The 22,757-nt window shown below is 69.6% G+C and carries 25 protein-coding genes and 3 pseudogenes; 9 read left to right on the top strand and 19 right to left on the bottom strand.

All coding sequences use genetic code 11. The features are described from left to right. Positions 1 to 35 precede the first annotated feature (35 nt). Positions 36 to 806 (top strand): NIPSNAP family protein, encoded by a 771-nt coding sequence (locus ACZ7N4_RS35565; RefSeq protein WP_471367360.1) that lies wholly within the window; start codon positions 36 to 38, stop codon positions 804 to 806. 52 nt (positions 807 to 858) lie between these two features. Beyond that, positions 859 to 1,605, top strand: coding sequence for an endonuclease/exonuclease/phosphatase family protein (locus tag ACZ7N4_RS35560; RefSeq protein WP_471367357.1), 747 nt, complete (start codon positions 859 to 861; stop codon positions 1,603 to 1,605). A gap of 34 nt (positions 1,606 to 1,639) precedes the next feature. Here ACZ7N4_RS35560 and ACZ7N4_RS35555 read toward each other — a convergent pair whose 3' ends face one another. From ACZ7N4_RS35555 to ACZ7N4_RS35535, 5 genes and pseudogenes are all read right to left on the bottom strand, one after another. Next, positions 1,640 to 2,860: a spore photoproduct lyase family protein gene (locus ACZ7N4_RS35555; RefSeq protein ID WP_471367355.1), complete on the bottom strand. Its 1,221-nt coding sequence runs from the start codon at positions 2,858 to 2,860 to the stop codon at positions 1,640 to 1,642. Between the two features lie 124 nt (positions 2,861 to 2,984). Then, on the bottom strand, positions 2,985 to 3,326 hold the full coding sequence (locus tag ACZ7N4_RS35550; protein ID WP_471367353.1) for a DUF3140 domain-containing protein: 342 nt from the start codon (positions 3,324 to 3,326) through the stop codon (positions 2,985 to 2,987). A 6-nt stretch (positions 3,327 to 3,332) separates the two neighbouring features. Next, positions 3,333 to 3,569: a hypervirulence associated TUDOR domain-containing protein gene (locus ACZ7N4_RS35545; protein ID WP_471367352.1), complete on the bottom strand. Its 237-nt coding sequence runs from the start codon at positions 3,567 to 3,569 to the stop codon at positions 3,333 to 3,335. A 300-nt stretch (positions 3,570 to 3,869) separates the two neighbouring features. After that, positions 3,870 to 4,643, bottom strand: a pseudogene (locus ACZ7N4_RS35540) (sigma factor-like helix-turn-helix DNA-binding protein); the annotation flags it as partial. Between the two features lie 141 nt (positions 4,644 to 4,784). Next, positions 4,785 to 5,294, bottom strand: coding sequence for a DinB family protein (locus ACZ7N4_RS35535; protein ID WP_471367350.1), 510 nt, complete (start codon positions 5,292 to 5,294; stop codon positions 4,785 to 4,787). A 158-nt stretch (positions 5,295 to 5,452) separates the two neighbouring features. Between ACZ7N4_RS35535 and ACZ7N4_RS35530 the strand changes: the two genes are divergently transcribed. Beyond that, a complete protein-coding gene (locus ACZ7N4_RS35530; protein ID WP_471367348.1) occupies positions 5,453 to 5,887 on the top strand; it encodes a contact-dependent growth inhibition system immunity protein in 435 nt (144 codons plus the stop codon). Between the two features lie 79 nt (positions 5,888 to 5,966). On the opposite strand, the gene ACZ7N4_RS35525 is transcribed toward ACZ7N4_RS35530, so the two are convergent. After that, entirely contained in the window at positions 5,967 to 6,554 is a 588-nt protein-coding gene (locus ACZ7N4_RS35525) for a putative immunity protein (RefSeq protein WP_471367346.1), read from the bottom strand. 230 nt (positions 6,555 to 6,784) lie between these two features. Between ACZ7N4_RS35525 and ACZ7N4_RS35520 the strand changes: the two genes are divergently transcribed. After that, positions 6,785 to 6,967: a hypothetical protein gene (locus ACZ7N4_RS35520; protein WP_471367343.1), complete on the top strand. Its 183-nt coding sequence runs from the start codon at positions 6,785 to 6,787 to the stop codon at positions 6,965 to 6,967. Positions 6,968 to 7,484: 517 nt separating this feature from the next. Here the strand turns inward: ACZ7N4_RS35520 and ACZ7N4_RS35515 are convergent. Then, a pseudogene (locus tag ACZ7N4_RS35515) lies at positions 7,485 to 7,780 on the bottom strand (hypothetical protein); the annotation flags it as partial. A gap of 490 nt (positions 7,781 to 8,270) precedes the next feature. On the opposite strand from ACZ7N4_RS35515, the gene ACZ7N4_RS35510 reads away from it, so the two are divergent. Both ACZ7N4_RS35510 and ACZ7N4_RS35505 read left to right on the top strand, forming a co-directional pair. After that, positions 8,271 to 9,011 (top strand): alpha/beta hydrolase, encoded by a 741-nt coding sequence (locus ACZ7N4_RS35510; RefSeq protein WP_471367340.1) that lies wholly within the window; start codon positions 8,271 to 8,273, stop codon positions 9,009 to 9,011. 286 nt (positions 9,012 to 9,297) lie between these two features. Next, a complete protein-coding gene (locus ACZ7N4_RS35505) occupies positions 9,298 to 9,789 on the top strand; it encodes a molybdopterin-dependent oxidoreductase (protein WP_471367338.1) in 492 nt (163 codons plus the stop codon). Between the two features lie 378 nt (positions 9,790 to 10,167). On the opposite strand, the gene ACZ7N4_RS35500 is transcribed toward ACZ7N4_RS35505, so the two are convergent. Next, complete coding sequence (locus ACZ7N4_RS35500; RefSeq protein WP_471367336.1) at positions 10,168 to 10,890, bottom strand: lytic polysaccharide monooxygenase; 723 nt, start codon at positions 10,888 to 10,890, stop codon at positions 10,168 to 10,170. Positions 10,891 to 11,211: 321 nt separating this feature from the next. Here ACZ7N4_RS35500 and ACZ7N4_RS35495 point away from each other — a divergent pair, with 321 nt between their 5' ends. Beyond that, positions 11,212 to 12,738 (top strand): glycosyl hydrolase family 18 protein, encoded by a 1,527-nt coding sequence (locus tag ACZ7N4_RS35495; protein WP_471367334.1) that lies wholly within the window; start codon positions 11,212 to 11,214, stop codon positions 12,736 to 12,738. Positions 12,739 to 12,964: 226 nt separating this feature from the next. Here the strand turns inward: ACZ7N4_RS35495 and ACZ7N4_RS35490 are convergent, their stop codons facing one another. Continuing rightward, complete coding sequence (locus ACZ7N4_RS35490) at positions 12,965 to 13,168, bottom strand: transposase (protein ID WP_471367332.1); 204 nt, start codon at positions 13,166 to 13,168, stop codon at positions 12,965 to 12,967. 891 nt (positions 13,169 to 14,059) lie between these two features. Between ACZ7N4_RS35490 and ACZ7N4_RS35485 the strand changes: the two are divergent. Next, positions 14,060 to 14,271, top strand: a pseudogene (locus ACZ7N4_RS35485) (IS5/IS1182 family transposase); the annotation flags it as partial. A gap of 4 nt (positions 14,272 to 14,275) precedes the next feature. On the opposite strand, the gene ACZ7N4_RS35480 reads toward ACZ7N4_RS35485, so the two are convergent. Further along, positions 14,276 to 14,572 (bottom strand): DUF4267 domain-containing protein, encoded by a 297-nt coding sequence (locus ACZ7N4_RS35480; RefSeq protein ID WP_471367420.1) that lies wholly within the window; start codon positions 14,570 to 14,572, stop codon positions 14,276 to 14,278. Positions 14,573 to 14,854: 282 nt separating this feature from the next. Further along, the gene (locus ACZ7N4_RS35475; protein WP_471367330.1) at positions 14,855 to 15,301 is read right to left on the bottom strand and encodes an anthrone oxygenase family protein; all 447 of its coding nucleotides are present in this window, start codon (positions 15,299 to 15,301) and stop codon (positions 14,855 to 14,857) included. A gap of 92 nt (positions 15,302 to 15,393) precedes the next feature. Between ACZ7N4_RS35475 and ACZ7N4_RS35470 the strand changes: the two genes are divergently transcribed. Beyond that, the gene (locus ACZ7N4_RS35470; protein WP_471367328.1) at positions 15,394 to 15,972 is read left to right on the top strand and encodes a TetR/AcrR family transcriptional regulator; all 579 of its coding nucleotides are present in this window, start codon (positions 15,394 to 15,396) and stop codon (positions 15,970 to 15,972) included. A gap of 971 nt (positions 15,973 to 16,943) precedes the next feature. Here ACZ7N4_RS35470 and ACZ7N4_RS35465 read toward each other — a convergent pair. From ACZ7N4_RS35465 to ACZ7N4_RS35430, 8 genes are all read right to left on the bottom strand, one after another. Next, positions 16,944 to 17,321 carry a toxin Doc gene (locus tag ACZ7N4_RS35465; RefSeq protein ID WP_471367325.1) on the bottom strand — a complete coding sequence of 126 codons (378 nt, stop codon included), beginning with the start codon at positions 17,319 to 17,321 and terminating at the stop codon, positions 16,944 to 16,946. After that, positions 17,321 to 17,560: a hypothetical protein gene (locus ACZ7N4_RS35460; RefSeq protein ID WP_471367323.1), complete on the bottom strand. Its 240-nt coding sequence runs from the start codon at positions 17,558 to 17,560 to the stop codon at positions 17,321 to 17,323. The genes ACZ7N4_RS35465 and ACZ7N4_RS35460 overlap by 1 nt, the downstream gene beginning before the upstream one ends. Positions 17,561 to 18,062: 502 nt before the next feature. Then, positions 18,063 to 18,272: a hypothetical protein gene (locus ACZ7N4_RS35455; protein ID WP_471367321.1), complete on the bottom strand. Its 210-nt coding sequence runs from the start codon at positions 18,270 to 18,272 to the stop codon at positions 18,063 to 18,065. A 1,149-nt stretch (positions 18,273 to 19,421) separates the two neighbouring features. Continuing rightward, positions 19,422 to 19,688 carry a hypothetical protein gene (locus ACZ7N4_RS35450; protein WP_471367319.1) on the bottom strand — a complete coding sequence of 89 codons (267 nt, stop codon included), beginning with the start codon at positions 19,686 to 19,688 and terminating at the stop codon, positions 19,422 to 19,424. A 53-nt stretch (positions 19,689 to 19,741) separates the two neighbouring features. Further along, complete coding sequence (locus tag ACZ7N4_RS35445) at positions 19,742 to 20,125, bottom strand: hypothetical protein (protein ID WP_471367317.1); 384 nt, start codon at positions 20,123 to 20,125, stop codon at positions 19,742 to 19,744. 627 nt (positions 20,126 to 20,752) lie between these two features. Beyond that, positions 20,753 to 21,310, bottom strand: a complete 558-nt coding sequence (locus tag ACZ7N4_RS35440) for an SMI1/KNR4 family protein (protein WP_471367315.1) — start codon at positions 21,308 to 21,310, stop codon at positions 20,753 to 20,755. 321 nt (positions 21,311 to 21,631) lie between these two features. Beyond that, positions 21,632 to 22,414 (bottom strand): hypothetical protein, encoded by a 783-nt coding sequence (locus ACZ7N4_RS35435; protein ID WP_471367313.1) that lies wholly within the window; start codon positions 22,412 to 22,414, stop codon positions 21,632 to 21,634. Between the two features lie 23 nt (positions 22,415 to 22,437). Then, positions 22,438 to 22,757, bottom strand: a 320-nt coding sequence (locus tag ACZ7N4_RS35430) for a type 2 periplasmic-binding domain-containing protein (protein ID WP_471367311.1), incomplete at its 5' end; no start/stop codon positions are given.

Genomic DNA, 22,757 nt, shown 5'->3' with positions numbered 1-22,757 from the left:
GTCAGGCAGCCACCCTACCGCTTGCTGTAACAAAGATGGTTGCAATGGCTGAACGAGGAGCAAGAGTGCTGAGAGCCCCGCGGTGCCCAGTCGTCGAGCTGCGGCAGTACACGCTGCACCCAGGACGACGAGACGTGCTGATCGATCTGTTCGACCGGGAGTTCGTCGAGTCCCAAGAGACAGTGGGGGCGACCGTCCTGGGGCAGTTCCGTGACCTGGACGACCCTGACCGGTTCGTCTGGCTCCGCGGCTTCGAGGACATGCCGCACCGTGCCGAGGCCCTGGAGAGCTTCTACGGCGGCCCGGTCTGGCAGGCCCACCGCGACGAGGCGAACGCGACGATGATCGACTCCGATGACGTGCTGCTGCTGCGACCGGCCTCGGTGCGCGGTGGACTCCCGGTGCCCGTCGCCGCCCGACCGGCACCCGGCGAGCCGGCACCATCGCCACCGTCGTTCGTCCTCGCCACGATCTGGTACGGCCACCGCCCGTTCGACACCACGTTCGCCGACTTCTTCCAGCAGCGTGTGCGCCCCGTACTGGCCGAGACCGGCGGCGAGCCACTGGCGTACCTACAGTCGGAACACGCCCCGAACACCTTCCCGGCGCTGCCGGTACGAACGAACGAGGAGGTCTTCGTATGGTTCGCGCGTTTCACCGACGAAGACCACATCGACCGTCACCTCAATCGCCTGGAGGCATCGGAACGTTGGCGCGAGGAGGTGCTGCCGACCGTTGCGGAGCGGTGGGCCAGGGCACCACAGCGGCTACGGCTGGCACCCACCGAGCGGTCGCTGCTCCGCTGAGAAGCGGACCCCTCGGGCCCAAGCTCGCACCGTGGCGTGGAGAGGGGAAGGCGTGCAAGATCTGCCCAGGTCGGTGACGGAGCCCGACGGCTCCGTGGTCGTACGCGTGCTCAGTTACAACATCCGTTCCATGCGCGACGACGTCGCGGCCCTCGCCCGGGTGATCCGGGCCTGCCGGCCCGACATCGTCTGCGTTCAGGAGGCCCCGCGGTTCTTCCGCTGGCGTCAGGCCGCCGTCCGTCTCGCCGGTTCCTGCGGACTCGTGTACGTCTCGGGCGGCGCCACCGCTTCCGGCCCCATGGTCCTCTCCTCGCTCCGCGCCCATGTGGAACGCACGGAAGACGTGCTCCTTCCCCGCACCCCCGGTCTGCACCAGCGTGGCTTCGCGACTGCCGTACTGCGGTTCGGCCGGGCCCGGCTCGGGGTGCTCAGCTGCCACCTGAGCATCGACGACCAGGAGCGCTACCGGCAGGGCCGCCTGCTCCTCGACCGGCTGGCCGCCCTGGACGGGCCGTACGCCGTCGCCGCGGGCGACCTCAACGACCGGCCCGACGGCCGTACCTTCGGCCTGCTCGCGGCTGCCCTGCAGGACGGCTGGGCGACGAAGCCGTGGGGGCGCGAGCACACCACCCGGCTGGGCGATCCGCTGCAGCGGATCGACGCGGTCTTCGCGACGGAGGGGGTGCGGGTGCTCGGGTGCGGGGTGCCGATGGGGCTGTCCGGGATCGAAGAACGAGACCTGCGGGCAGCCACGGACCACCTGCCGGTGCTGGCCGCTGTGCGGGTGCCCGCCGCGTAGCCGTGGGGCCCGCTACAGGCTGTGACGACGTGCCTCAGAAGGCGTAGCGGATGCGCAGCCACGGTGCGTGGGACGCCACCAGTGTCCGCAGGGCCTGGACGGCCTCCGCCTTGACGTGGTTGGTGTAGCGGACGTTCAGGGCCCCGTTCTCGGAGCGTTTGCCCTGCTGGAGGGCGGGCTGCCACAGCACCTCCTCGGCTCGGGGGTGCCAGCCGAGGTTCACCTCGTGCAGTTCCCGGTTGTGCGTGAGCATGATGACTTCGCAGGCCGCCTGCCGTTTGACCCGGTCGGGCAGTACGTCGTCGAGGTGCCGGAGAACCTCGGACCAGGCCTCCTGCCAGCCGGGACGCAGCACCACGGGGGAGAGGTTGAAGTGGACCTCGTAGCCGGCGTCCAGGAAGTCCGCCGCGGCGGCGATCCGGTCGCCCACCGGTGACGTGCGGATGTCCAGCAGCCGCGAGTCCGCCGGGGGCATCAGCGAGAAACGGATGCGGGTCCGGCCCCGCGGGTCCAGGGGCAGCAGGTCGGGATTGACGAACTTGGTGGCGAACGACGCCTTCGCCGACGGCCACTGGCGGAAGAACCGCACGAGATCGGCGGTGTTGTCGCTGATCAGCGCGTCCACCGAGCAGTCGCCGTTCTCCCCGATGTCGTAGACCCAGGCTGACTCGTCGCACTGGTTCGGTTCCGCTTTGCGGCCCTGGCGAGCGATGTGCCGCGCCAGGTGGGCGAGGATCGCGTCGATGTTCGTGAAGACGGTGACCGGGTTGGCGTACCCCTTGCGGCGCGGGACGTAGCAGTACGCGCAGGCCATGGCGCACCCGTTCGAGGCGCCGGGGGCGATCCAGTCGGCGGACCGTCCGTTGGGCCGTGTGGTCAGCGTCTTCCGCTCGCCCAGTACCAGCGTCTCTCCCTTCACCCGCACCCATCGGTCGACATTGCCCTCGTTGCCGTGCAGCCCCGGGATGCCCCAGTGGGACGGCACCTCGACCACTTCCGCGTCCGGGAAGCGGGCGAGGATCTCACGGCCGCGGGCGGAAGCGGCGGCGGCGGGCTCCGCGTAGACGGTCCGCACGGGCAGCAGACGGCGGGCCGCGGGGGAGTCGCGGAAGAGGGGTCGGTCCCGAGCTCCCGCTTCGCCGGAGCCGCCGTGCCCGGACGCACCGCCCTCGTGCGGCGGGGCGCCCGAGCCGAGCGCGTCCAGCCCGAACAAGGCGTCGGCGCCGTCGGTCGGCCGGGCGGAATGGTGTCTCATGGCTGCTGCGCTCGCGATGGTGTCGGGGCTGAGGGCCTCACTCCACTGTAGGCAGCCGCCGCGGATACGACGCGTGCGGGGCGCCGGGCCCGGTACGACGCATGCGCATGCCCGTGAGCGGGACTCATCCGTCGTTGAGCGGGTCGTGGCCCCAGTTCATCAGCGAGTGGCGCCACCGTGTGTCCCGTACGTCTCCGGACGGGCGCTGGGCCAGGTGGCGGCGGACGTAACCGATCACTTTGCGCATGTGCGCGTAGTCCGCGTCCGAGAGGTCGCCCTTCTTCTTGTGGAGGATCTCCACGATCGTGCGCCCGGAGGCGTGACCGGTGGACTCACCCCCGTCCTTGTGCTGCCCGGCCTCCCGGGACTCCTGCGTCGCCAGCCATTCCTCCAGCGCGGACGGCGTCATGTTCACCAGTTCCCGGAAGGCGTCCCAGGTCTCGCGGTGCTCGTCGGAGCCGGCCACGCCGCTCTACTTCTTCCTCTTGAGGGCCGACGGCTTGTGCACGGCCGTGCGGCCCGACTTGTCACTGCGCACCTCGTACTGGGGGTCGTCGGGTGAGGCGTCCACGGTGCGGCCCGACGCCTCGGTGCGGTCGGTGATCTTCTTCTCCACGGTGCCGGTGGTCTCGCTGCCGTGGCTGCGCCAGGTCACCTTGTCGCCCTTGGACGGTTCGTTCTTCCCCGAGGAGCCCTTCGCCTTCGCCATGGTCGTCCTCCTGCCGTGCTCAGGTCCGAGAGTGGGGGCACTCCCACCTTGCAGCGGACGGCCGGTTGCTGCATCCGCAGGAACCCGCAGGTCGGACGGGCGTCACGATCACACAGCCGCCCTGTGCGGGAGCGTAGCGTCGCGGCCGGCCAGACCACAGGGCGTCCGTCCGGTGCCGGACGGCTCGGCGAGACATGCCGGGGAACGGCCTGCCGGCTGCTTCGAGGCGTGGCGTCCCCGCCAGCCGGCCGCCCGGGGCCACCGACCAGGGTCGCGCCTCGCGGCCGTCCACGGTGATGTTCACCGCGTCCCCATGTCGTAGGCGGTGCCGTCGGCGACGGCCCGATGTTTGTCCGGATCGGCGACGTTGTGGAGGGTGGTGATCCGGCTGTCGCTGTCGCAGTCGAAGGTGAGGGTGGCGATCACACGTCCGGGCCCGCTGAACCCGATGCCCGGGCCGGCGTTGATCTCGACGAGCCCGGCTTCCCTGTCGGCAGGCTCGCGCCCTGGTAGGAGACGGTGCCGAGGGACGCGAATTAGGCGGCCACCGTGGCAGCGCCCACCACCGGGCGCAGGGCCTGGCGGACCTTGCCGCCGCCGTCGGTCCACAGGGTGACGTCCGGGCGGAGCAGTTCCATCAGGGCGTTGGCGTCACCGCCGGCCGCGGCGGCGAGCAACTGCTCGGTGGCCTCACGCTGCCTCGAGCGGCCCGCGGCGAAGCGCGGTCGCGTGGCCCGCACATGCTCACGGGCTCGGTGCGCGGCCTGCCGCACCGCGGCCCCGGAACGGTCCACCGCTTCCGCGATCTCGGAGTGGCTGAAGCCGAGCACCTCCTTCAGGACGAACACCGCGCGCTCCAGCGGGCTGAGTGTCTCCAGCACCACCAACATCGCCATCGACACCGACTCGGCGTCCGTGACGATCTCGGAGGCATCGCCGCCGGTGAGGACGGGCTCCGGGAGCCACGGCCCCACGTAGGTCTCCCGCTTGTGCCGGGTGGAACGCAGCCGTTCCAGTGTCCAGGTTCGAGACGATCCGCGTCAGGTACGCCCTGGGATCGGCCACCTGCGAGCGTTGAGGTGGGATCGGTCGCCCGCCGTGGACGGGCGGGGTCGGCCCCCCACCGTGGACGGCGTCGGTCGACCCCACCCAGGACGGGCACGATCGCGTCCGGCCCTGACACGGCACGGGGAGGGCCGGTGGCGTCCGGTGGACTCAGGCGCCCACGGTCCCGTCGACGCCCTCACGCAGAAAGTCCGCGTGCCCGTTGTGGCGGCCGTACTCCAGGAGGACGTGCACCATCACCATCCGCAGCGACACTTCCTCGTCCCATCGGGGCTGGTACCCGGCCTGGTCGAGGGATGCGGCCTCCCGTTCGATCCGGCGCGAGTTCTCCACCTCGGCCTCCCAGGCTGCGAACGCCTCCTGCCTGGTCGACGCGCTCGCGTCGTACGCCGCCTGGAAGTCGATTGTGTCGGACCAGACCATGGGCGCGTCGTTGTCGTCGAACACGCGACGGAACCACGCACGCTCCACCTCCGCCATGTGCCGCACCAGACCGAGCAGCGAAAGCGTGGACGGCGGCATCGACTGCCGCCGCAGCTCTTCGTCGGTCAGTCCTTCGCACTTCATGGCGAGGGTCGCGCGATGGTAGTCGAGAAAAGCGCGCAGCATGTCCCGCTCGCTACCGAAATTGGGCGGTCCTACGCGGTTGTCGCCGGTCACTGGTCGTCCCCCTCATCCGTGCCTGCAGGCAGAACCAGTATCCACTCCCACCGACTGCCCCGGACGACGGGTGCCGCCATAAGGATCAGCCGTCACGCACCCCCTTGTCGGTCACCTGAGGCGGAGAGCGTCTGCCTGTTCCGGCGAGAATGAGCCGCATGGACCACCTGCTGCACCTCGACCGTACGCTCGACGAGTTGGACCCACCCGCCTGGTCGCAGTCCGCCGCCGACGCGACCCATCTGGTCCGTAAGGTCCATGCGTTGCGGCGCGTGCCCCTGGGCGAACTCGGTCCGGCGGACCTGCGCACCCTGGTCTCTCAGCGGGTGGCGCTGCCCTACGTCCTCCCCCTCGCAGTGCGCCTGCTGCTGGAGGAACCGCTCCTTGACGCCTACTTCCACGACGGCGACCTGCTGCTCGCCGTGGTCGACGCGCCCGCTGCGGCCTGGACCCGGCTACCGGATCCCGCTGCGCGGCTGTGCACCGTGATCACGGCATTGCCGGAGACAGAAGCCGCCCGTCTACCCAGCGGAGCCACCGAGCAGCTCGCCCGCTTCGTTACCGGCTTCTCCTCCGGCGATCCGCGCATCTGAAGACGCCCGTCAGACCCTGACGCGGAAGCGCCACACTCCAACGCGCCTTGCTCGCGGCGCCGTTTGAAGGCCGCAAGTGTCACTCGGGGAAGGTGAGTGAACGAAGGCCGGCGTCCAGCATGCGGATCAACTCACCGACTCGTCCTCCGCCGCTCGGCGCCGCCGGATAGCGTGTGAGTACGTCAACGACGGTGGGCGTGGCACGCTGCACCGTCTGCTCAAGGTGCCTGACCCCGACGCTCCGATCGTCACCGGCGAGGAGCTCGGCTGCTCTGGCCGCGTAGGCGCCGGCCCCGAGAATGTGCTTGACCTGGGTGGCCTTGGCCAATGGATGCAGGTAGGCGGCGCCGGCCGCGGACATCGCCGCCCATGCTGCCTCGCGCGCAGCCGCGGAGTCCGTGACCTTGGCCGCCTTCAGGGCCGCCGACGCTGTGTCGCGCAGACACTTTCCGCGCTCGCCGCCCCGGGCGAAATCCCACGCCGCGCTGACAGCGTCCCGGGGCCGCGAGTCGCCCGGCTGATCGGCCTCGAATATCTTGAGCACCCGTTCAGCGCACGTCGCGGCAAACCCGGTGACTTCGCGAAGATCTTGCTTGCTCAGAATGATCTCGCTCACTTCCGACGTCATAGTTTCATCTTCCATGATCGGATGATCGGTTTCCAGCATGAGCACCCTCTGGGTACGGTCACCCCCACCTGGCGAACCGCGACCTCACGTTGGCGGAGGCTCATCGCGCCGCGCAGGCCTCGCCCAGCCTCCCCGCCCAGGGAGTGCACAGTGGCCCACTTCCGAAGGCGGCATCGCCCAAGCTCAAGTTCCGCTCAAAGCAGCACCGTCTGCTTCGAGAGCGAGCGCATACTCCCTGAGAACGATCACCTACACAGGGGAGAAGGCGCATGAAGTCCTGGCTGACCCGAGCGACGACGCTGGTCCGCGACACGGTCTCCGGTCGTCGGCGTCTCGAGCGGTACACCGACCCGGAGGCCCACCGCCGCAACCACAACCGAGACGCCCACCTCGCCCACCACTACATCCCGTCGGCACAGCAGATTCCCATCACGCTGTCGAGTGGCATGTAAGTGACTGCCGCACTGGTGCCGCCCGGCTGGAACACACCAAGTGTCAGGCACGACGAAAGGGCGAGGGATGTTGGTCGGCCAGGTCGCCGCAGGGCTCGCTGCCCCATGTCCGACCAGTACGCGTCGGCTGCCTCGCCGAGGCGCCGACCAGCCCATATAAGCGTGCGCCCAGTCCACGGTGCAGGAACCCGCGCCCGGGGGCGCCCTGGCGGCAGTCGGAATCTCTCCGTCACCCCGCGCCGAGTCGGACCCGGCGCGGCGCTGACTGCGGATCGATTGCCTTACGACAGCCCGGGCCGCCGGCGCCCAGGTGCCCGCTGCTCCCGACGGCCATGCCGCTGAGGTCAGTTCCAGGTGAGGCCTGCACCACCCTCTTAGACCCCGTCAGCGAATGACGAACGCAGACCACCTCGGCGACCGCCCCGCCACAGCCTCACATCCGAACTCGCCGACGTTCCCCCGGCCCGAGGACCGCGCAGCAGCCGCTTGGCGACCGGCCGCGGAGTCAGTCGAGGCCGGTCGCCCATGCCGTCAGCGCGGCGAAGTCGTCCATGGTCAGGCCGAGTCGTGGGGGCCACACCCGCAGGGGCCTGACAGGCCTGTTCGGCAGTCCCCACGCGCCAGTCGCCGCCGCTCGGCGGCCTCCCAGCGAGGCGTCAGCAGGCGGTGTGTCTCGTAGCCCACGGGGCGACGGTGCGGCTTCGCGGCATACGGGTTCAGTGGTCCGTCGACATCCACCAACAGCACTGGGCGCACCGGTTCGTCCCCCTCGGTCCTGTGCCGTACGGACCGGCCGACGGCGAGACCTCCCATCGAATTCCGGCATGTACTGATCTGCGTCAGCCTGTGCGGGGTCTGGCGGGACGCCGGCGACGGGAGGGTGGTGCGGTCTTCCCTTTCCGGCTGGCACCGAACCAGTCGAACGAGGGGGTCGGGAAGGGCAGTTGGGCGTGGGTCGTCCACGGGACGCGCGCGGGGGCGGTTCGCTTCCAGTGGGGTGGTTCCGCATCGAAGTCCACGACGTTACGCAGGGACACCGAGTGTGAGTGACGGGACGGCGTGAACGGCAGCCGACCGCCCAGTCCCCGCCGGTCGGTGTTCCGACTTGGCACCCGGCTACGGAGCCGTAGGAAAAACAGATTGGCGGACCACGGCGGCCGCTGCTACCTTCGGGGAGGCCGTGCGAGAGAACGAGGAGGTGGTACCCGTGAACGTATCGACATGGGTGCTCTCCTTCGGGGTCACGGTCGGGCGATAGGTCGTCCGGGAGCGCCGTTCACGCGCACTCCTGAAAGGCACGACCATGACCCTTCACTTCACTTCCGAACAGCGCTTCGACGACGGTGTCCTCGAACGCGAATTCACTCTCGGCGAGATCCCCGGCATCCTGTGGACGCCGGCATCCGCATCCGTACCGGCGCCGCTGATCCTTCTCGGCCACCCCCCGCTGGGACTGAACAAGATGTACCCACGACTGGTGGCGCGCGCCCGGCGCGCAGCAGCGGACGGCTTCGCCGCAGCCACCATCGAGCTTCCCGGGAGCGGTGAACGGCCGCGTTGGGCCGCCGCCGAGCAGGCCCGCGCCGACCTGCGCCGGGCCATGGAAGCCGGCGAGCCGGTGAGCGACGAGATCATCGACGCCCTGATCCTCCCGCTCGTCGACAGGGCCGTCCCGGAATGGCAGGCCGCCCTGGACGCCCTGATGCCGCTGCCCGAGATCGGCGGTCCGGTCGGGTACTCGGGGGGAGTGATCTCCATCGGCGTTCGCCTGGCGGTGGTCGAGCCGCGCATCGTGGCCGCCGGCCTCTTCGCCGGGAGCTTCGTGCCGCGCGCCGTGTTCGAGGAGGCCCGCCGGGTCACCATTCCGCTGCACGTCCTGCTGCAGTGGGACGACGAAGGCAACGACCGGCAGGCGGCCCTGAACCTGTTCGACGCATTCGCCTCCAAGGAGAAGTCCCTGCACTGCCATATGGGCGGCCACACCGGTGTCCCGCAGCCCGCGGGGGAGGACGCGGCCCGGTTCTTCACCCGGCACCTGAAGTGAGGGCGGGCCGCCAGGCCATCAGTGAACGGCAAGCCGTGTGGGCACTGTCGCGGGTCGGCGGTCGGTCTCCCGCCGTCGACCAAGCGCCTCACGCTGTCGGTGCTGACGCCGAGCAAGGCGGCCGAGTCCGCAACCCGGTAGCCGTGCGTACGGCGTTGAGCCGACGCAACTGCGAGGTGAAAGCTGCCGTCGGCTTCTCATGGGTCGAGTATTTCGTAGTTGAGCCTGGCATCTGCGTTTGCGCGAGACGGTCGGGCGGGTACGGTCATGCGGGAGGTGGTGGCCCGTGACCCAGTCCCTCGTGACTGCCCGTCCGTCCATCGGCGAGCCGGCGGAAATCGTCATCACCGGCGATCTCGACCGCCCGGCCAGGCTGACGGTGCCCGCGCTGCTTGCCTGGCCCCAGCACGAGGCACAGGTCGCCTTCGAGTGCGCCACCAGCGGCATCCAGCACCACCGCTTCACCGGGCCGCTCCTGCACGACGTCCTCGTCGCGGCGGGCCCCGCCTTCGACCCGGCCCGCCGCAAGGACCGCCTGCGCTTCCTGATCGCCGTGCGCGGCGCGGACGGCCACCACGCGCTGCTGTCCTGGGCGGAGATCGACCCGGACTTCGGCCGTGCTCCCGTCCTGCTCGGCGTCACCCTCGACGGCACGCCGCTCGACCGCGTCGGCCCGCAGCTGGTGCTGCCTCACGACCGCTGCGGAGCACGGCACATCAGCGGCATCGACGCGATACGGGTGGACGGTGGTTACCCCGCCACGGGCGTGACCCGGTGAGCCCTCTGGTCGGCGCAGGGCGGATCCCGGTGAGCCCTGTGGCCGGCGCACACGTCCTGGTCCTGGAGCGTGCGCCGCAGCTGGGCCCGTGGGCCATTGCCTCGGCGCTGGAGGCCGCCGGGTGGTGTTGTCGGCCGCCTCCGCCTCCGACAACGCCCAGGCCGGCGAGGTGGCTGTCGGGTCAGCGACGCACGGCCCGCCTGCTTCCGGATCCAGCCCCCGGGGGGCGGCACTTCCTGGCCGCCCTTGGGGGGCTCCGGTGCGTGGAGTTGCATGCCGGAGGAGGTGATCGACGGGAAACGTCGGCGGGTGACGACGACACGGCGGATGTGCAAGCCCCGCACCACACCCGCCGGCAGGATCCGGAAGAGAGAGGCCCTAGCAGGCGCCGAGGTCCTCCCAGACACCCCATGGGCCGGTGGTCCCGGGCTTGTCGCCGGTCACCCACCATTTGGCGCGCCAGTTGTGGCCCTCATAGGACACGGTGTCACCGCCGTTGTAGACCCGGGCTGGGTCCCAGGCCGACGCTGTGCAGGAACCCCCACCGGTGCCCCCACCACCCCCTCCGTTGCCCCCACCGCTGCCGCCGCCGATGGTGACGTCGACGCAGGAGTAGAACGCATTGGCGGTGTCCGCGATGTTCCAGACGGCGAGTACCTTCTGCCGGCCCGTGAAGCTGCCGAAGTTCACCTGCTGGCTGACGTCCGCGGCCGGCTGCTGGTTGTGGCCGTCGAACTCGGCGATCTTCTGGCCGTTGATGAAGTACTGCCAGTTCGCGGTGGAGTGCCGGGCCGTGTTGTGCCAGGTGAACGTCGCCGTCGTGCCGACCGCGGTGGCCTTCCAGCCCTTGCTGTCGTCGTCGAGCTCGGCGTACTCCGCGTGTCCGCCGCTGCAGCTCTGCAGTCCCTTCGGTCCCTCGACGCTCTGCGGTTCGTACTTGATCTGTCCACAGGCGACGACGCCTTCCGCGCACTGTTCCTGACGACTCGTGGGCAGCGTCACCCATCCGTGGGCGCTGGCCGTGCTCGCCGGGAGGCTGACGGCGAGTACCGGTGCGACCAGCGCACCGATCGCGAGAGCCGCCCGTCTTTTTGCGTCCATGTCATCTCACCTTCCTGCGGGAGTGTGTGATCACGTATTGGTCCGGTCCTGGTGCCGACTAGGTCTAGACCATAGCCTCACGCGCGGTCCGGTCAAGGGGCTCGCGGCGGCAAGTGCGTCCCCGCGCCGGACGTTCGAGCGTGGTCCAGTCCCCTGACGGGTGCCCTGTTCAGGCAGGGCGCGCCGGGTGGTCCAAATTGGTCTAGTCCCTTTTTGGTCCAGACCATTGACCCAGCCTCTGGCGAGCGCTATCCCAGTACTCGGCAACTCCCCGTTTCCTCAAGGGACATCGGCCACCGCCCTCCACACACCGGGACTGACATGAGACTCGTGCGTTCCTTCCGTGCAGCCCTCACCGCTGCCGTCACCATGGCGGCAGCGACGGGCCTCGCCCTCGCGGGAACCGGCACCGCCCAGGCCGCGACGCCCCTGCCGAACCACGTCTTCGCCCCCTACTTCGAGGCCTGGACCGGCGAGAGCCCCGCCGCCCTGTCCGCCCAGTCGGGCGCCAAGCACCTGACCATGGCGTTCCTTCAGACCGCCTCCAAGGGCTCCTGCACGCCGTACTGGAACGGCGACACGAGCATGCCGATCGCCGCCTCGACGTTCGGCACCGACATCAAGACGATCCAGAGCAACGGCGGTGACGTCATCCCCTCGTTCGGGGGTTACACGGCCGACACCACCGGTACCGAGATCGCCGACAGCTGCACCGACGTGCAGCAGATCGCCGCCGCCTACGAGAAGGTCATCACCACCTACGACATCTCGCGGCTCGACATGGACATCGAGGTCGACTCGCTCGACAACACCGCCGCCATCGACCGCCGCAACAAGGCCATCAAGCTGGTCCAGGACTGGGCCGCGGCCAACGGGCGCAAGGTGGAGATCTCCTACACCCTCCCGACCACCACGCACGGCCTCGGGGACACCGGTGAGGCGCTGCTGCGCAACGCGGTCGCCAACGGCACCCGGGTCGACGTCGTGAACCTCATGACGTTCGACTACTACGACAACCAGGCCCACGACATGGCGAAGGACACCCAGACCGCCGCCCAGGGCCTGTACGACCTGCTCGCGCAGCTGTACCCGGGCAAGAGCGCGGCCCAGTTGTGGAACATGGTCGGCGTCACGGAGATGCCGGGCGTCGACGACTTCGGCAAGGCGGAGACCTTCACCCTGGCCAACGCCCGGACCGTGTACGACTGGGCGGTCGCCAAGGGCATCAACACCCTGTCCTTCTGGGCGCTGCAGCGGGACAACGGCAGCTGCGCGGGCGGGGCGGCGGCGGACAACTGCTCCGGCATCCAGCAGAACACATGGGACTTCACGCACATCTTCGCGCCGTTCACCGGTGGCGGCACCACCACGCCGTCGAACGACTTCTCCGTCGCGCTCAGCCCAACTTCCGGCTCCGTGACGGCCGGCCAGACCGCCACGGCCACCGTGAAGACGGCCGTGACAGCGGGGGACGCCCAGACCGTGAAGCTCAGCGTCAGCGGGGCCCCGGCGGGCGTCACCGCCTCCCTCAGCCCGACATCCGTCACCGCGGGAGGCACCTCCACCCTCACCCTGGCCACCACCTCCGCCGCGGCCTCCGGCACCTACACCGTCACCGTGACCGGCGCGGGCACCTCGGGCAGCCACTCGGCCACCTACTCCCTGACCGTCACCGGCGGCTCGGGCAACCAGTGCACCGCCGCACCGTGGGCCAAGGACAAGGTCTACACCGGCGGCCAGCAGGTCTCGTACAAGGGTAACACCTGGAAGGCCAAGTGGTGGACGACGGGCGAGGAGCCCGGCACCACCGGTGAGTGGGGCGTCTGGCAGGACCTCGGCGCCTGCTGAACCGCCGCCGCCACACCAGCCCGGGGGCCGCACCTCAACATGCGGCCCCTTCATGGGCGTTGCCGGGGTCTCGGCGGCGGGCATTCGGGCCTCGTATGAGGGCTGTGTCGAGAGCTGAGCCGGAGTGAGAGATCCTGACGAAGGCGTTGGACGTGGCGGTGCGTGATGAGGCAGGTGGCGAGGCCGAGGAAGGCTTGCGCGTCGGTCCGTCCCCTGGGCCGGCCCATCACGCCGGCCACGGCCGGACCTTGTCCAGCAAGGGCAGCAACTGGGTGACGTCGTTGCGGTGGCCGCCGGTCGGCGACACCGCGAGCGGGATGCCCTGGACGTCGGTGATGACGTGGTGCTTGTTGCCCGGCCGTGCACAGGCCGACCGGGCTGAGGCCGCTTTCGGGCCCTGCCGGGCTGCCCGCACGTGGGAGTCGGTCACCGCTCGCGACCAGTCGAGCTTCGGTAGTCCCACTGGATCCCGGGGTGCAGAACGAACAGGATCCCGGGCGTGCCTGCCGGCCCGGCACCCGAGGCCGGCCCGCCACCGGCTTCGGGCCTGGCTCGGCCGGCAACGGCTCCATCAACGATCACAGTTCATCTGCGACGATCCACGGCCACGGCTGGTGCCTGCCCACGGCTACACCAACGACAACCGAACCGACAGTCAGTCAGCAACGGACTGGGATGCGCACGAGGGGCGTGTCCGGGGGAGGCCGTGCAGGTAGGCATTGGCGAAGAAGAGGTACTCATTGCCCTAGCCAGGCCGTGAAGGGTCTGTGCCACCAGTCCATACCCCGTCCAGGATGAGCAGGCGTTCCGTGGGTACCGCTCGTGCGGCCTCGCGTTGGTTGTTGGTAGTGGGCAAGGAGGTCGAACTCGGCCGAGGCGGCGGCGAAGTCGTCCCGCTGCCGCCACTCGCGTTCGGCGCCGGCGGAAGCGAGAGCACGCATGGTCTCGAAGTCGAGCAGGCCGCGGGGCCGGCGTCACACCAGCGGGGGTTCCAGAGGCGGACCTCACCGCGGGCGGTGAACGGTTCCCGGACCAGGCGTGGATCGTGTCCATGCCCAGGCAGCACGGCCAAATCCGTGCTCGGCCCGCCAAGCCACCAGTAGTCCCATTCCCCCTGGTAGGGCTCTTCGTTCCTGTTCATGTCGAACGGTGCGATGGCTGCCGCTATGGAAGCGCGCAGATCCAAGCCGGCTTCGGACGGCAGACAGACGGCGACGAGCTCGTTCGACCCGGATCGCCCCTGCTCTGTGGCTGGAGGGCAGTCATGGTGTCACGCTCCTGCGCGGATGCCGGTGCGGGGGTTGGAGGGCATGATCCCGGCGTGGCTGGTGTGATCACGGGGTCGGAGCCCTCTTGGATACTGCCGTTTACCGGGCTGAGTCGCTCCGGTTCGTGAGCTGGTGACCGTACTGCGGCGTGACGAAGTCGGCACTGCCCGCCGAGGCCGGCCACAACGTGACGCTCCGCCGGCTCGCTCCGCTGTTCGGTACCTCCAAGTCGGCTGCGGGCCGTGTCATCAACCACTTCGGCCCAAGTGTCAGACGGGCTGCGACGCACGCGGTTGCGCAACGGCCGCGACCTTGCGGGTCTCGCGCATGATCAGCAGGCCGTTGACCACCATCAGTGTCGCGGTCAGGCAGTGGACGCCGAGTGCGGCGGCCACGGACCAGTGGCGGGCCGGCACCGTGGCCATGTCGCCGTACGCGGCGAGGGATTCCACCAGCAGCACCCAGCCCAGCGCCCGGCGGTGCCCCGTCACCAGCAGGGTGCCCAGGACCGTGGCCAGGACGACGTCGTGGATTCCCTTGATGACCAGGAAACGGTGCGGTGAGATTGGTGTAGTTGCGTAGGTCGCGTGGGGCCCGATCAGCCGGGCGGACGGGGCTCATCGGGGGGCGGATCTCGCCGGGGCCGTGGTGGGGTTGTTCGACCGGCAACCGCATCCCGGATGTCCGCCTTCGGTGGGCAGTCGTCCCCGTGGAGCGGGGGTCGTGCGCCATCCGCACGGCGTCGGCCCCACGGGTCAGAGAACCGAGGCCCTCTCCCGCTCACCCCGACGGGGCGGAAGACGTCGATGCACGGGGCGAATCAGTGCACGCCCGGGGCAACGGCGGTGTCAGGTGAGGGCGGTGACCAGCAGGGTGAAGCCGGCGATGATGACGGCGACGCGGACGTAGTGGTAGCGGCCCCAGCGGTGCAGTTGCCGCTTCCAGTCGGCGGGCCGGTCGTCGGGGGTCCAGGTCTTGTTCCGGTTGTTGATCGGGACGAGCAGCAGCATCGACATGACCACGCTGACGATCAACAGGCCCGCGGCGGTGACGACGAGTCCGGCGCCGGGGTGGTGCCACCCGGCGACAGCCCAGATCGCGCAGAGGACGAGCGAGCCTATGTACCAGAACGGCATAAGGGCGCCGAGCATCCGGCCGCCGTGGGCGTGGCCGAGCTGGCCGCTGTCCTCGGGAAGCGCGTCCAGGATCCGGTTCATGATGAAGGCGACGGAGAATTCCACCCCCACCATCAGGCCGACGATGACGGTGGTCACAACTTCGAGTGTGTCGAGCATGACGATCCCTCCGGTGAGCTAGCAACGCTAGGCAGGGAGGCAACGCTAGTACTGCTGTCGCTCGATTGTCTAGCAATGCTAGAATCGACGTCATGTCGGTACAGGAACGCAAACAGCGCGAACGGGCGGCCCGCGAACGTCTCATCGTGGCGGCGGCCCGCGAACTCGCTGAGCAGCAAGGGTGGGACGCGGTCACCACCCGCCGGCTGGCCGAGCACATCGAGTACAGTCAGCCCGTCCTCTACAGCCACTTCCGCGGCAAGCGCGAGATCATCGGTGCCGTCGCCCTGGAGGGCGCCGCCGAGCTGGCCACGACGGTGCGTGCCGCGACCGCCGACGTGGACGACCCGCGTGAAAGGGTCGCCGCCCTCGCCCGCGCCTACCTCGACTTCGCCGAGCGCAACCCGGCGGTGTACGACGCCATCTTCCAGCTCGACGGCGGCCTGGCGTACGCGCAGGAGGACACCCCGGAGCCACTCAAGGACGCCTTCGCCGCGCTGATGGAGAGCCTGAGCGAGGTCGCCGGGAACGGCATCGACCCGGGGCTGTTCACCGAGGTGTTCTGGGCCTCCCTGCACGGGGTCGCCACCCTGACCCGCGCGCGCCGTCTGCTCCCCGAGTACGCAGAGTCGAGGGTGGATCTGCTGGTGGACCGGCTCGCCGTGGTCTGACCCGACACCCCGACCGACAGGCGGTCGAGGCCTCCGGGCCCCGCGCTGCCCGCCTGCGGCAACGCTTCGCGTCACGGGCGTCCACACGGCGCGACCCCGGGTCGTGGCGCCCGTGCGTGCGTGGGCGGCGAGTTGCATGCTGTCCGGCACGTGGGGGCTTCACGGTGGATCAGGTCGGATGAGTTGTGGGAGCGGATCGAGCAGCGGCTGCCGAGCCGGGAGCGCAGGTTGCGGTGCCTGGGCCCGTAAACGGTTGCCAAGCCGGCAGGCGCAGGGCCGGGTTGTGGGCGTGTTGCACACGGACATCCAGTGGGGGGCCGGGCCGGGCCGGGCGGGATGGTCCGGGCGGGCGTCCATCGGTGGATCATCGATCATCGACCCAACCTGCGTCCGGCTCACGGCTTCCGCGGTTGCGCGGTGCGCCCGGGAACCACGAGCAGACATCCACGACGCGTTCCTCCAACCCGCCTGCTGCCTCGCGACATCCTCGTCGTGGAGGCCGCTGAGGGCCGCGTGCCCCGCCTCGCCCCGCCCGAGCCGCAGGTGTGGCGCAGCCCGCCACGAGCGCCTGGCGGCCGACGGCCCCGGACCAGGTGGACGCGGACGCGGAGGCCATCGCCATCCTGGAGGCGGCCGTCGCCCGGCAACGGCAGATCTACGACAGGACGGGCGGCGGACCTCGCGGCCGCCCTGCTGTGCTCGGTCCTGGCGTCCGGGACGCCAGGACGGCGCCCCGCCCCTACCGCCGTTGGCCTCGGCGGCCCGGCCCGCCGTAGGTCTGCCGCGGCCCGGCCCGCTGTGGGCCTGCCGGCGGTGAGGGCCGCGCGGAGTACGCAGGCGCCGGTGAAGGTCCGCACCATCGCCTGCCGCACATCGTCACAGAGCGGGAGGGGTGTCCAGCAGAGGGACATCTCGCCGTACGCAAGAAGGCCCGCTTCGCCTGGGCCGGCCCGCCGCCTGGCGTGCTTCGATCAGATGCGCCAGGACCGCAGGGCCTCGGCGATGGCGTAGACGTTCAGTCGGGTGTCCCGGACCTTTCTGACGAGGTCGGACAGAGCGCCGTACGGGGGATCGATGCCTTCCCCGGACTGATCCATGTATTGAGCGGCCACGAAGGCGGCGAAGAGGCTGTTGCGGTGGGGGAGTGGCTCCAGGCGCACGATCGTGTGCAGAAGCGCGGCCGCGCGCCAGGCCGCATCCGGGTCGGAGGCCTCAAGCGTCGGCATCCGGGTCTTGTGCCGGGCGACAGCCGCCACCAGCGCGGAGTAGTCCGTCACGGTCACGTCTTCGTGCCCGAGGGCGGCCTCCTGGACGTCGAGGAGCCAGGAGACGTCGATGTGGACGACCATCAGGCTGCCGTAACCCCGTCGCCGCGCTGAGAGGGCGCGACCTCTTCGGGAAACGCCTCGTCGAACTCCTCGCGCAGTCTGTCGGCCCAGGCGGTGGCGCCGGCGACGAAGCGCTTGCGGTGCATCTCGCGTACGCCGAGGTCGTGCAGGTACTGCTTGAGGCTCTTGCCCTCGGCGGCGGCGGCGGCCCGGACGCCTTCCATCTCCTCATCGGAAAAGGACACGTTCAGTGATGGCATGAGCCGATGGTACCTACTTGGTACCGCGCTCCTCAAGGCAGGTGAGTGTGACCGGGGCAGCCAGACGCCACCGGCGTCTGGATACGACGGAGGAAGCATCGGGGACGCGGCAGCCGGGCATCGAGGTGAGGCGACGCCCTTCCAGCGCAGCGGACGGGGCGGGCCGGCGTACGAGCAAGGCAGGCGTTGGGCGAGCAGGAGCAGGAGCAGGAGCAGGAGCAGGAGCAGGGCGACGCCGCCGGACCGGACGGCGCGACCGCCGCTTTCCGCTGTGTGGGCCCGAAGGGTCCGGGCCTACAACTCTCCGCCCGAGCCACGCCTGCCTCCGCCGCCCGGCGCCGTTGTCCTGCGGGCGCGCCGCGGGATGCGGAGGCTCCGCATACCGCACACTGGCGCGGCATCGGACGCAACGGATGGTGGCGTCACCGAGGGCGGTCGCGAAAGCCGTGGTGTGCGTGCGGTGCGCCTCCGGCATCGCGGCCCGCACCTCGAAACGCCACAGTCAGGGGACCAGTTTGATCGAGTTGTACGGCGTGAGCGATCCGTGGAACGCCTGGCCGGCGGGAATGGTGACGGTGCAGTTGGTGCCGTTGTAGCCCAGGCAGAGCAGCGCGCGGGCTCCGCCGGTCTGGTTGTTCCACACGGTGTGATCGTCGAACTCGTTCACGAAGTTGTACGAGCCGTAGTAGTAGTACCGATGTTCGGGTGCCATGCCGACTGGAATCAAAGCGGCATAGACACAGACGTTGCCGGCTGCGCAACTGTCGGGCGACGGCCCGGGGTTCGGGTCGATCCACATGGCTGCCGCAGGAGACGCGGCCAGCATCGAAGCGGCCAGAGCGGCTCCGACGGCCACCGCGGCAGCGGAAGCCCGCACTTTCAGGCGCCCTGGCAGGTTGGCCAGTCTCATTCTCTTCCCCCGTGTTTCGAGATATACGTGAAGCCGAACCTAGGGCTGGCCGGTCGGGGACTCAACACACATTCCAGCCACCTCGATCGCGTGCGTTCCCCGCAGTGCGCTGTTGTGGGCGTGCTCCCCGGCACTCGGGGGTTCCACAGAGAAGGGGGATCCGTCGTGAATCTCAATTCCCCTATCTGCACGCCCCTCGTGGCGGCACGGCCTGGCCGCTGTCACGGCGGTGGCGTCGTCGCATCGGCCTTCGCGCCTGCCATGGCCTCCGTCGCCAGCGAGAACGGCAGCACTTCCCACATCGCGGGGGAGGCGAAGGCCGCGGCGACCGTCTCGCTGGTCCACGGCGTGGCCGGCCGATACCTTCGCCACCGCGGACGGCGCTCTGTGGGATTGCAACGCCGGGGCGAACCAGCGGTGGACGACCTCCGGGTCGGGAACCTTCTACGTCTCTGGGCTCCGTGGGGAGACGGCCAGGGGGGCCTGCCGTACGGCGAGCCGGGACCGCCCTGCGGGCACAGCGCGGGTGCCTGCGGCGCGTTCACCGTCTTCGGTCGGCAACTCTGCCCACGGCGGAACCGCATGCCGGGCCGCAGAGTGCCCCCGCTTTCTGGTCACCACCCCGGGAATCCCTCTCGGAACGACCACCTCATCTGACGGCGGTCCGTCTTGACGCCTTGGTGTCACCGGAGAGGCCATACGATCGCGGCGGTCAATCAAGTTCGGGCACAAGGAACCGCGTAAGGCGTGCACAAGGCTTCGTCGGCCTCGGTCCCGGGTCCAGCGCAGACTTGCGGTGATCACACCAGACGCGTCACCGCCGTTACGGCCGGCAAGGGGACGCCCCGTCCTTGGCAGGTAAGCCGGTGCTGGTTCGGCTGATCGTTGGCCGATGCTTCGTGGACAGACCGACGTGCCTGAGATGAAGGTGCCTCGATGGTGACTCGGGAGTCACAGCTCCACAGCGATTCCCCACACCAGCGCGGCAGCGCTCACGAAGGGCGCCAACAGCATGACGAAGAAGGCTGAGCTGGAGAGTTGGGCCGGATCACCTTGCCCCGCCTTCCGCCACTGCCCGTTGCTCCAGGCCACGGCCACGAAGAGGAGGATCACCAGCCAGTAGGGGCCACCGTGCCGAAACAGCTGTACGGCGCCGGCTGCGAGGCAGAGGAACGAGAAGCCGGCGATGTAGACGGGCTTGATGCCGTAAAGCGTCACTGTCGCACCCCTTTTGTTCTTCGTTGGTGTGGGTCGCTCTGAAGCGGGTCCGCTCAGGAGCCGCCGTAACCTGCCGACTTGTCTTCGGGATGCTCCGTGGCGTACAGAGAGGGCCCCAGGCGCTGCGCCAGTGTGTCGCCGAAGATCCGCGTCTTGGTCACACTGCCGTCGTCGGCCACCGTCAGCGCCGCGTAGAAGGCCATGTCGATCCAATCGCCGGGATGGTGGTGCAAGAGCTCTACGGAGTCGCTCGGATATTCCGTTCGCAGCCGGATGAACGCCTCTTCGTACCTCCAGGCGCCGGGGCCGCTGATCACCGCCGTCAGTCGGCCGGGCTCCCACTTCCAGACCCGGATGCGCGCACTACCCAGCACGTCAAAGCCCTCCCACGGGTCATCATCGCGGATCAGCTCTGGAAAGCTGCCATAGCCGGTCACTGGACTCCCCTCTTTCCCTACGCGACGACATGCCGCTCCACCATGCCAGGCGAGCGCAGCCGGGGGCGACCTCCAGGGGCCGCCGAGCATGGCGAGAGGCGCACTGCCGAACCGACGACCGGGCAGGCAGGCGATGCAGACCGGCAGGGCATCCGTCGTGCCTCTTGGGTCATCCAGCCGCCGCTGCCGTCCAGGTACCATCCCGGCGCGCACTCCACGTGACGGGCGCTCTCCGCGAACTTCTCGTTGGTCGTGTGCAGGGTGGACCTGAGCTGGTCGTACCAGGATCCGGGGCTGTCGTCGGCTTCCCCGCACCCGACGGGGACCGGCAGTGAGTGGGGATCCGCCCGTCGAACAGGGTGCTAGGGGGTGCCCGGTGGGTCCGGTGACTTGGCTATGTGAATGTCGCTCCCTCCCTTGAGGGACGGGGCGATTCATCTGACGCGGAGTGGACTCGGCTGAGCCCGCACCTGCCACAGAATGTTGGGCGGGGTGGACGGTGGAAGAGCCACCGTAGGGTGATCAACGGTCCTCAAGAGCCTCCGGGCCGTGGCGAGCTGCTTCGACAAGCGCGCCTGCGTTTTCCACGGCACCGTCACCGTTTCCGCTGTACGCCTCTGAATCCGCTCATGACTCGTCGGATGGATCCTCGGACTGCTCGTCGGTCCACGGTCCGACCCAGGATTCGTCCCGCAGCTGCCGTGCCTCCATGCAATCGTGGGTGAGGTGCCCCTCAACCCATGCCTGGATCCACTGGGGGAAGGTCAGGTCAAGTTTGTAACGGTCGCCTTCTTCCCACCACCACATCTGGCCCTCGGGATGGCGGCAGTCGAGCAACGCCCACATCGCACAGCCGAAGTCACAGAGGAACAGCACGCCTGGCGGTAAGGCGGGCGGATCGTCCACGGCCGGCTCGGCATTCAGGCAACTGAGATAGCCGTTGACCATGCCCAGCTCCTCATCGTGCAGGGGTGAGAGGCCGAGGAACGGGCCGATGCCGCCGTCAGCGATCTCCAGGTAGAGACGACGGACCAGCGGCGGTAGCCGAAAACCGATTGCGCGCTCGGCATCCTCGACCCTGTCCAGCGAAGCGCGTTTAGGTGTCGCCAGAGTCGATGCGAAATCAGTGGGCCGTCCCGCCTCCACACGGGCGCGGACGGCCTCGAACAGTTCGTCGTCAGTCACTGAGCGATCTTCGTACGTCCCTAGGGTCGTCGGCCAGAGCACGACTAGGGACATCCCGAGGGCCTGGGGCGGCCGGCACCGCTTCGGTGCCGATGGGAGCGCCAAGGCCCACGACCACCATAAGATCCGCCGGACAGGCCCTAGCCGCATCGGAGCCCGCACAGCCCCCGTGCCCATGCCGCCGTACTCGCGGATGACGGGGTGTTGGTGGGCGGCTCGCTCGTCGACCGCATCCAAGCGTCCAGTGGATGATCTCCCGCGCCCGGTCGCCCGGTCGCCCTCTCCCGGCGTTCGAGCCCCGAGTCGGCCGGCCGCCGGTGTTCAGCGGCTGGGCAGTCCGGCCGCGAGTTCCTCCTCGGCCAGGGCTTCGAGATGCTTCGAGCGTACGGTCCTCGACGCCTCCGGCGGGTGCACCTGGACCGGCTCGCCGTACGCGTCGAGTCGGAAGTCGACCGGCTCGGGCGCGAAAGTCGGCATGTCCACGGCAATCTTGCGTGGATAGGGCTTGCCGTCGGTCTTGACGTACGCGGTCACCGAGTTGCCCTTCTCGCCCTGGCGCAGTGGGAGGAGCCGCTCGCCGTTCTCGCTGACCTCGGCCTCCCTCGCCGCACGCTGCCCCGGCTGTGACAGCTGCTCGGCGATGGTGTGCACGGCGGTAAGGGCGCACAGGTCGACCATGCTCTTGCGGATCCTGCCGTCCTGGCTCAGCTCAAGCCACTTCCCTCGCAGCCCTTTGGACAGCTCGGTCTGCCGCGTGCTGATCGCACGGGACGGGTCCAGGATGTCGTCGCTCCATCGCATCCAGGTACGACCGCCGCGCTCGACGGCTACCCGGAAGAACCCGTTCTGGGCATTGGCAAGGCAGTTCTTCCGTCGGTCGGTGGCGACCTCCACGGTGCTGCCCATCGCCACCGCGGCCCCGGCCGTGACCCGCACCGACGGCGCCTCCTCCAAGAGTTGGAAGGACTGCGACAGCAGGGCACCGTCCGTGCTCTGCGGGTCCGTGCCCGCGCCGTCGCCCCCCTCGCTCTCGCAAGCGGTCAGCGCCAGGGCCACTCCCACCGCGCCCAGCACCGCCGGCCATCCTGTCTTGCTTGATCCCACAGTCCCGTCCTGTTCGCGCCACATCATGTGCAACCGTGAGCATAGAGGACGTTTGACCTGCGCGTACGCCGGGAATCTTCCGGCTCCCGACTCCCGACTATCGCTATCGCCCGGCCGCGGCCGCCGCGACCTTCAGCGGGGATCGCCAGGTCGGGACGGGGATGGGCGGTGGGCTGGCTGATCGTGACGACCTCTCCGGTGGCGGCCAGAGAGTAGGCGGTCAGGTAATCGCCGTGCAGCATCTCGGGGTTGAGGCCCGCCGCGCGCAGGGCCCGGCACAGGCCGTCCCACTCGCCGTCTACCGTGGAGTCCACCATCCAGCGGTCGCCGGCCAGATCGGCGA

It is taken from the genome of Streptomyces sp. NPDC107654, from assembly GCF_055639035.1.
The sequence above is the reverse complement of the archived record's forward strand: the minus strand, read 5'-3'. Positions and strand labels throughout refer to the sequence as shown.